The organism is Pseudomonas sp. UBA6315 (assembly GCF_002438125.1).
Classification (GTDB): Bacteria; Pseudomonadota; Gammaproteobacteria; order Pseudomonadales; family Pseudomonadaceae; genus Aquipseudomonas; species Aquipseudomonas faucium.
In genome coordinates this window covers 1-6,406 of sequence record NZ_DJTF01000088.1, presented here as the reverse complement: position 1 = coordinate 6,406, position 6,406 = coordinate 1, and the positions used below count along the sequence as shown (strand labels likewise).

The 6,406-nt window shown below is 61.7% G+C and carries 4 protein-coding genes; all 4 read left to right on the top strand.

Going from position 1 to position 6,406, the window contains the following annotated elements; genetic code table 11:
• Positions 1 to 2,714: 2-oxoglutarate dehydrogenase E1 component (locus B3E94_RS11840; RefSeq protein WP_286913636.1), on the top strand; the 2,714-nt coding region annotated here is incomplete at its 5' end.
• Between the two features lie 42 nt (positions 2,715 to 2,756).
• Positions 2,757 to 3,974: a 2-oxoglutarate dehydrogenase complex dihydrolipoyllysine-residue succinyltransferase gene (odhB, locus tag B3E94_RS11835; protein WP_176516605.1), complete on the top strand. Its 1,218-nt coding sequence runs from the start codon at positions 2,757 to 2,759 to the stop codon at positions 3,972 to 3,974.
• Positions 3,975 to 4,067: 93 nt separating this feature from the next.
• A complete protein-coding gene (gene lpdA, locus B3E94_RS11830; RefSeq protein ID WP_176516603.1) occupies positions 4,068 to 5,504 on the top strand; it encodes a dihydrolipoyl dehydrogenase in 1,437 nt (478 codons plus the stop codon).
• 172 nt (positions 5,505 to 5,676) lie between these two features.
• On the top strand, positions 5,677 to 6,406 hold a 730-nt coding region (locus B3E94_RS11825; RefSeq protein WP_286913638.1), incomplete at its 3' end, for a succinate--CoA ligase subunit beta.

Below are 6,406 nucleotides of genomic sequence, written 5' to 3'. Positions count from 1 at the left end.
AGTGGCGCACTTACTTCCAGAAATTGCCCGCCGACGGCAGCACCGCTACCGATGTATCGCACTCGACAATCCGCGACCATTTCGTACTGCTGGCAAAGAACCAGCGCCGCGCCCAACCGGTTTCCGCCGGGAGCGTGAGCAGTGAACACGAGAAGAAGCAGGTTGAAGTTCTGCGACTGATCCAGGCCTATCGTATGCGCGGCCATCAGGCTGCCAAGCTCGACCCGTTGGGGTTGTGGCAGCGCCCTGCGCCCGTAGACCTGTCGATCAATCACTACGGCTTGACCAATGCCGATCTTGATACGACCTTCCGTGCCGGCGACCTGTTCATCGGCAAAGAGGAAGCGAGCCTACGCGAAATCTTCGAGGCGCTCCAGAAGACATATTGTCGCACCATTGGCGCCGAATTCACCCACATCACCGATTCCGAGCAGCGCAGCTGGTTCCAGCAGCGCCTGGAAAGCGTGCGCGGCCGTCCGGAGTTTTCCGCCGACGTGCAGGCCCACCTGCTCGAGCGCGTGACCGCAGGTGAAGGCCTTGAGAAGTACCTGGGCACCAAGTACCCGGGCACCAAGCGTTTTGGCCTTGAGGGTGGCGAAAGCCTGATCCCGATGCTGGACGAGATGATCCAGCGCTCCGGCTCCTACGGCACCAAGGAAGTCGTCATCGGCATGGCCCACCGTGGCCGTCTGAACGTGCTGGTGAACACCTTCGGCAAGAACCCGCGCGAGCTGTTCGACGAGTTCGAAGGCAAGAAGATGAACGAGCTGGGCTCCGGTGACGTGAAGTATCACCAGGGCTTCTCCTCGAACGTGATGACCCCCGGTGGCGAAGTTCACCTGGCCATGGCGTTCAACCCGTCCCACCTGGAAATCGTCTCGCCAGTGGTGGAAGGTTCGGTGCGCGCCCGTCAGGACCGCCGCAACGACACCGTGGGTGACAAGGTACTGCCGATCTCGATCCACGGCGACGCTGCGTTCGCAGGCCAAGGCGTGGTCATGGAAACCTTCCAGATGTCGCAGACCCGCGGTTTCAAGACCGGCGGTACCGTGCACATCGTGATCAACAACCAGGTTGGTTTCACCATCAGCAACCCGCTGGACTCGCGTTCCACCGAGTACGCCACCGACGTTGCCAAGATGATCCAGGCGCCGATCCTGCACGTGAACGGTGACGATCCGGAAGCCGTGCTGTTCGTGACCCAGCTGGCCATCGATTACCGCATGCAGTTCAAGCGTGACGTGGTCATCGACCTAGTCTGCTACCGCCGCCGCGGCCACAACGAGGCCGACGAGCCGAACGGCACCCAGCCGCTGATGTATCAGCAGATCAGCAAGCAGCGCACCACCCGTGAGCTGTATGCCGAAGCACTGATCCAGGGCGGTCGTATCGACGCCGAGCGCGCTCAGGCCAAGATCGACGAGTACCGCAACGCGCTGGACAACGGCCTGCATGTGGTCAAGAGCCTGGTCAAGGAGCCGAACCGCGAGCTGTTCGTCGACTGGCGTCCGTACCTGGGCCACGCCTGGACCGCGCGTCACGACACCCGCTTCGACCTCAAGACCCTGCAGGAACTGTCGGCCAAGCTGCTGGAACTGCCAGAAGGCTTCGTCGTTCAGCGCCAGGTATCGAAGATCTACGAAGATCGCCAGAAGATGCAAGCCGGTGGCCTGCCGATCAACTGGGGTTATGCAGAGACCATGGCCTACGCCACCCTGCAGTTCGAAGGTCACCCGATCCGCATGACCGGCCAGGACATCGGCCGTGGCACCTTCTCGCACCGCCATGCGGTGCTGCACAACCAGAAGGACGCCAGCACCTACGTACCGCTGCAGAACCTGTTCCCGGGCCAGCCGCGCTTCGACCTGTACGATTCCTTCCTGTCGGAAGAAGCCGTGCTGGCCTTCGAATACGGCTACTCCACCACCACGCCGAACGCGCTGGTGATCTGGGAAGCCCAGTTCGGCGACTTCGCCAACGGTGCGCAAGTGGTGATCGACCAGTTCATCACCAGCGGCGAGCACAAGTGGGGCCGCCTGTGCGGTCTGACCATGCTGCTGCCACACGGCTATGAAGGGCAGGGGCCGGAGCACTCCTCCGCGCGTCTGGAGCGTTACCTGCAGCTGTGCGCCGAGCACAACATCCAGGTCTGCGTACCGACCACCCCGGCACAGATCTACCACCTGCTGCGTCGCCAGGTCATCCGTCCGCTGCGCAAGCCGCTGGTCGTCCTGACGCCGAAGTCGCTGCTGCGCCACAAGCTGGCCATCTCGACCTTGGAAGACCTGGCAGAAGGCTCGTTCCAGACCGTGATCCCGGAAGTCGATGCAATCGACCCGGCCAAGGTCGAGCGCCTGGTGCTGTGCAGCGGCAAGGTCTACTACGACCTGCTGGAAAAACGCCGTGCCGAAGGCCGCGAAGACATCGCGATCCTGCGTATCGAGCAGCTGTATCCGTTCCCGGAAGACGACCTGGTCGAAATCCTGGCGCAGTACACCAACCTCAAGCATGCGGTCTGGTGTCAGGAAGAGCCGATGAACCAGGGCGCCTGGTACAGCAGCCAGCACCACATGCGCCGTATCCTGGGCCGCCACAACAAGGCGCTGGTCCTGGAATACGCCGGCCGCGACGCTTCTGCCGCGCCAGCTTGTGGTTACGCTTCGAAGCACGCCGAACAGCAGGAAAAACTGCTGCAAGACGCCTTCACTGTCTAACGCCTTCGCGCACCTGAAACCGAATTTAAGGAAACACTGATAATGGCTATCGAGATCAAAGCCCCAACCTTCCCGGAATCGGTTGCCGACGGCACCGTTGCCACCTGGCACAAGAAGCCGGGCGAAGCCGTCAAGCGTGACGAGCTGATCGTCGACATCGAGACCGACAAAGTCGTTCTGGAAGTGCTGGCTACCGCCGATGGCGTGCTGGGCGACATCGTCAAGGGCGAGGGCGAAACCGTCCTGTCCGACGAAGTGCTGGGTTCGATCGTTGAAGGTGGCGCTGCCGCCGCCGCTCCAGCCGCTGCCCCGGCCGCTGCTGCTCCGGCTGCCGCTGCCGCCGACGCTGGCGAAGACGACCCGGTCGCCGCTCCAGCCGCGCGCAAGCTGGCTGAAGAGAACGGCATCGACCTGGCCACCGTTGCCGGCACCGGCAAAGGCGGTCGCGTAACCAAGGAAGACGTGGTTGCGGCCGTTGCCAACAAGAAAGCCGCTCCTGCTCCGGCTGCCAAGCCTGCTGCAGCAGCTGCTGCCCCGGTCGTGGTTGCCGCTGGCGATCGCACCGAGAAGCGCGTGCCGATGACCCGCCTGCGTGCCAAGATCGCCGAGCGTCTGGTCGAAGCCCAGTCGAACATGGCGATGCTGACCACCTTCAACGAAGTCGACATGACCGAAGTCATGGCCCTGCGTTCGAAGTACAAGGACCTGTTCGAGAAGACCCACAACGGCGTGCGCCTGGGCTTCATGTCGTTCTTCGTCAAGGCCGCTACCGAGGCGCTGAAGCGCTTCCCGGCAGTCAACGCCTCGATCGACGGCAACGACATCGTCTACCACGGCTATGCCGACGTCGGTGTTGCCGTGTCCAGCGACCGTGGCCTGGTGGTACCGGTGCTGCGTAACGCCGAGTCGATGAGCCTGGCGGAAATCGAGAACGGCATCGCCACCTTCGGCAAGAAGGCCCGTGACGGCAAGCTGGCCATCGAAGAGATGACCGGCGGTACCTTCACCATCACTAACGGTGGTACTTTCGGTTCGATGATGTCGACCCCGATCGTCAACCCGCCGCAGGCCGCCATTCTCGGCATGCACAACATCATCCAGCGCCCGATGGCCATCAATGGCCAAGTGGTAATCCGCCCGATGATGTACCTGGCGCTGTCGTACGATCACCGCCTGATCGACGGCAAGGAAGCGGTAACCTTCCTGGTCACCATCAAGAACCTGCTGGAAGATCCGTCTCGCCTGCTGCTGGACATCTAACCCTCTGGCTGCGTACCGTTCGGCGCCCGCTCTCGAAAGAAGCGGGGCCGCGCGGTTCGCGGCTTGTAGCTTGTAGCTGATAAGGAATCTTTTATGACCCAGAAATTCGACGTAGTGGTGATTGGTGCAGGTCCTGGCGGCTATGTGGCTGCCATCAAGGCTGCCCAACTTGGTCTGAAGACTGCCTGTATCGAGAAGTACACCGACGCCGAGGGCAAGCTGGCCCTGGGCGGCACCTGCCTGAACGTAGGTTGCATCCCCTCCAAGGCGCTGCTGGACAGCTCCTGGAAGTACAAGGAAGCCAAAGAGAGCTTCAACGTCCACGGCATCTCCACTGGCGAAGTGAAGATGGACGTGGCCGCGATGGTTGGCCGCAAGGCTGGCATCGTCAAGAACCTGACCGGCGGCGTTGCCACCCTGTTCAAGGCCAACGGCGTCACTTCGATCCAGGGCCACGGCAAGCTGCTGGCTGGCAAGAAAGTCGAAGTCACCAAGGCTGACGGCACCACCGAAGTCATCGAAGCCGAGAACGTGATCCTGGCTTCCGGTTCGCGTCCGATCGACATTCCGCCGGCTCCGGTCGACCAGAACGTCATCGTCGACTCCACCGGCGCCCTGGAATTCCAATCGGTACCCAAGCGCCTGGGCGTGATCGGTGCTGGCGTGATCGGCCTGGAGCTGGGCTCGGTATGGGCTCGCCTGGGTGCTGAAGTCACCGTCCTGGAAGCCCTGGACACCTTCCTGATGGCTGCCGACACCGCTGTGTCGAAAGAAGCCCAGAAGACCCTGACCAAGCAAGGCCTGGACATCAAGCTGGGCGCTCGCGTGACCGGCTCGAAAGTCAACGGCAACGAAGTCGAAGTGACCTACACCAACGCCGAAGGCGAGCAGAAGATCACCTTCGACAAGCTGATCGTCGCGGTCGGCCGTCGCCCGGTGACCACCGACCTGCTGGCTTCGGACAGCGGCGTGACCATCGACGAGCGTGGCTACATCTTCGTCGACGATCACTGCGCTACCAGCGTACCTGGCGTGTTCGCCATCGGTGACGTGGTGCGTGGCATGATGCTGGCGCACAAGGCCTCGGAAGAGGGCATCATGGTCGTCGAGCGCATCAAGGGTCACAAGGCCCAGATGAACTACGACCTGATCCCATCGGTTATCTACACCCACCCGGAAATCGCATGGGTCGGCAAGACCGAACAAGCCTTGAAGGCCGAGGGTGTTGAGGTTAACGTAGGCACCTTCCCGTTCGCGGCCAGCGGCCGTGCGATGGCAGCCAACGACACCGGTGGTTTCGTCAAGGTCATCGCCGATGCCAAGACCGATCGCGTACTGGGTGTGCACGTGATTGGCCCATCGGCTGCCGAACTGGTGCAGCAGGGCGCAATCGCAATGGAATTCGGCACCAGTGCCGAGGATCTGGGCATGATGGTCTTCAGCCATCCAACCCTGTCCGAAGCGTTGCATGAAGCAGCGCTGGCAGTGAATGGCGGCGCCATTCACGTGGCCAACCGTAAGAAGCGTTAATTATAAGAAACCACGGCGGACTGCCCGTCGTGAGTCTTGCGTGCATGACTCACCGCGGAACGTCCGCCGGATCGAACTACACGGGAAAAACCGGGGTTAACGGTCACAGGTGGTGCGGCGCCAGCAATGGCGCAGCGCCGAAGCGCAGTACCTAACGAAGACGGTAAAAAGCATGAATCTTCACGAGTATCAGGGTAAGCAGCTGTTCGCTGAATACGGCCTGCCAGTTTCCAAGGGTTTCGCTGTCGATACCCCTGAGCAAGCTGCAGAAGCTTGCGACAAGATCGGTGGTTCCGAGTGGGTTGTTAAGGCCCAGGTTCACGCCGGTGGTCGCGGTAAAGCGGGCGGCGTCAAGCTGGTTCGCAGCAAGGAAGACGCCAAGGCGTTCGCTGCACAGTGGTTGGGCAAGAATCTGGTTACCTACCAGACCGATGCCAACGGTCAACCCGTCTCCAAGATTCTGGTCGAATCCTGCACTGACATCGCCAAAGAGCTGTACCTGGGCGCTGTCGTAGATCGTTCGAGCCGCCGTATCGTGTTCATGGCTTCCACCGAAGGTGGCGTGGACATCGAGAAAGTCGCTCACGAAACGCCTGAGAAGATCCTCAAGGCCACCATCGACCCGCTGGTCGGCGCTCAGCCGTTCCAGGGTCGCGAGCTGGCATTCCAGCTGGGCCTGGAAGGCAAGCAAGTTCAGCAGTTCGCCAAGATATTCGTTGGCCTGGCCAAGCTGTTCAAGGATCACGACCTGGCGCTGCTGGAAGTGAACCCGCTGGTCATCAAGGCCGACGGCGACCTGCACTGCCTCGATGCCAAGATCAACATCGACGCCAACGCCATGTACCGTCAGCCCAAGCTGAAGACTTTCCACGACCCGTCCCAGGACGACGCCCGTGAAGCCC